Below are 2929 nucleotides of genomic sequence, written 5' to 3'. Positions count from 1 at the left end.
TCGGCGGTGAGGGAGGGGCGGCCGGTGTAGCCGCGGGCGAGTCCGGCGCCGGCGATGTAGAGCTCGCCTGCCACGCCGGCGGGTACGGGCTGTAGTGCGGTGTCGAGGACGTACGTCCGGGTGTTGGCCAGCGGGCGGCCGATCGGCACCACGTTCGGGACCGCCGAGGCGGGGGTCATGGTGAAGGTGGTCTTGATGGCCGTCGTCTCGGTGGGCGCGTAGACCGCGACGACGGAGGTGTCCGGGCACGCCTGGAAGAGCCGGCGGACGGCCTCGGGCGGGACGACGTCGCCGCCGGTCCACACCTGCCGGACGGCCCGGAAGGCCTCCGGCGTCTCCTCGGCCATCAGCCGCAGCAGGCCCGAGGGCGCCTGGACCAGGGTCACCCGGTGGGTGGTGATGGTCTCGGCGAGGCGCCGGATGTCCAGCTCGCCGGGCTCGGCCAGCACGATCGCCCCGCCGGTGACGAGCGGCGCCCAGATCTCGGTGGTGGAGGCGTCGAAGGCGGTGGGCGAGTGCAGCAGGACACGCTGGTGGTGGCCCGCGCGGAAGTGCTGGTTGCCCAGCAGGTCCACCACGTTGCGGTGGGTGACGGCGACGCCCTTGGGCAGGCCGGTCGAGCCCGAGGTGTACATCACGTAGACCAGCTGGCCGGGGTGCACGGGCACGGCCGGGTCGCCCGCCTCGGGGGCCGTGGCGAGCAGGGCGTCGGTGACCTCGACGGTGGCGAAGCCGCCGGTGGCGAGGACCGGATGCCCGTGGTGGGCCGGGTCGGTGAGCAGCAGGCCGGTGCGGGTGTCGGTGAGGATGTGCTGGAGCCGGTCCAGCGGGTAGCGGTCGTCCAGCGGGACGTACGTGCCGCCCGCCTTGGCGATCGCGAGGACGGCCGTGAGCAGCCCGGCGGAGCGCTCCATCAGCACCGCCACCGGCTGTTCGGCGGTCAGGCCGCGAGCCAGCAGCAGGGCGGCGAGGCGGTTGGCGCGGCCGTTCAGTTCGGCGTAGCTGAGCTGTTCGGCGTCGGTGATCAGGGCGGGGGCGTCGGGGGTGGCGGCGGCCTGGGCCTCGAACAGCCGGGGCAGGCTGGTGTCGGGCACCGGTGCGGTCGGTCCGTTCCAGCCGGTGAGCAGGTGCTCGCGTTCGGCGGGGTCGAGGATCTCGATGCTGCCGAGCGGGGTGTCCGGGTCGGCCGCGACGGCGCGCAGGACGCGCAGCAGCCGCTCGGCGAGGGCGGTGGCGGTGGCGTGGTCGAAGAGGTCGGCCGCGTAGTCGACGGCGCCGCGGACACCGAGGCAGTCGCCGTCCTCCGTGAGGTGCTCGACGAAGTTGAAGTTCAGGTCGAACTGGGCCTGGGCCTCGCCGGCCTCGACCGGCCGGGCCGAGGCCGGGCCGAAGGCGAGGTCGCCGGCCCGCTCGGTGTTCAGGGTGACGAGCGACTGGAAGAGGGGGTGGCCGGCGGTGCGGGTGGGGTTGAGGTGTTCGACCAGGCGCTCGAAGGGGATGTCCTGGTGGTCGTAGGCGTCGAGGTCGGTGCGGCGGACGCGGTCCAGCAACTCGCGGAAGCTCGGGTCGCCGGACGTGTCGGTGCGCAGCAGCAGGGTGTTGACGAAGAAGCCGACCAGGTCGTCGAGGGCTTCGTCGGTGCGTCCGGCGACGACGGTGCCGATCGGCAGGTCGGTGCCCGTACCGAGGCGGGTGTAGAGGGTGGCGACGGCGGCTTGCAGGGCCATGAAGAGGCTGGCGTTCTGCGTGCCGGCCAACTCGGCCAGGGCGGTGTGCAGTTCGACGTCGAGTTCCAACTCGGCGGCGCCGCCCCGGCGGGTGGGCGCGGCCGGGCGCGGCCGGTCGTACGGGAGCGCCAGCTCCTCCGGGAGGCCGGACAACGCGTGCTGCCAGTAGGCGAGTTGAAGGGAGACGACGCTCTCGGGGTCGTCCTCCTCGCCGAGCAGCTCGCGCTGCCAGAGGGTGTAGTCGGCGTACTGCACCGGCAGCGGCTCCCACTGCGGTGCGGTGCCGGCGAGGCGGGCTTCGTAGGCGGTGGCGAGGTCGTGCAGGAGCGGGGCGACGGACCAGCCGTCGCTGGCGATGTGGTGCGTCAGCAGCAGCAGGACGTGCTCGCCCGGCGAGGGGAGGGCGTACAGCCAGGCGCGGACGGGGAGGTCGGCGGCGAGGTCGAAGACCTGCCCGGCGTCCTCGCGCAGCCGCTCGGACAGTTCGGCCTCGTCGGCCACCGGCACCCGGTGCAGCGGCGGGCGCCCCTGGTCGAGGATGTGCTGGTGGGGCTGGCCGTCGGTGGTCGGGAAGACGGTGCGCAGCACCTCGTGCCGGGCCACCACGTCCCACAGCGCGCCTTCGAGGGCGGCGGCGTCGAGCTCGCCGGTCAGCCGGAGGGCGAACGGCGTGTTGTAGAGGGCGCTCGGGCCCTCGAACTGCTCGATGAACCAGAGCCGCTGCTGGGCGAACGACAACGGGATCAAGGTCTGCCTCCGACTGGCGACTTACGGCTGCTGTGGCTGCTGTGGCTGCTGGGGCTGGTAGGGCTGGTGGGGTTCGGCGGTCGCGGGACGCGGCGGGCCGCGCCGCCGGCCGGGCCGGCGGCGGGCGCGCATCCTGTGGTGGACGGGGCCGCGAGGTGGGCGGCAGGTCAGGCCGGGCCGCCCGGGCGGCGCATCGGCCGCAGGGCCGGGCGGGCCTTCTTCGGCGCGGCTGTCTGCTCGCGCCCGGGCAGGACGGCGGCCAGGGCGGCGACCGTGGGAGCGTCGAACAGGGTGCGGATCGGCAGCTCCGTCCCGAGGGCGGTGCGGATGCGGCTGACCAGCCTGGTGGCGAGCAGCGAATGGCCGCCGAGGTCGAAGAAGCGGTCGTCGATGGTGACGGTGGTGAGTCCGAGGACGTCGGCGAAGAGTGTGCAGAGGGTTTGTTCGGTGGTGTT

General features: G+C 73.9%; 2 protein-coding genes. Both read right to left on the bottom strand.

Translation table 11 applies throughout. From position 1 onward, the window contains the following. Window positions 1-2474: condensation domain-containing protein (locus ACIP37_RS37730; RefSeq protein ID WP_363589714.1), on the bottom strand; the 2474-nt coding region annotated here is incomplete at its 3' end. Window positions 2475-2641: 167 nt separating this feature from the next. Beyond that, the coding region (locus ACIP37_RS37725; protein ID WP_363633779.1) for a phosphopantetheine-binding protein at window positions 2642-2929 on the bottom strand (288 nt) is incomplete at its 5' end.

The sequence above is a fragment of the Kitasatospora sp. NPDC088861 genome (genome assembly GCF_044750105.1).
In the GTDB taxonomy this organism is placed as follows: domain Bacteria; phylum Actinomycetota; class Actinomycetes; order Streptomycetales; family Streptomycetaceae; genus Kitasatospora.
This window is presented reverse-complemented; position numbering and strand designations above follow the sequence as displayed.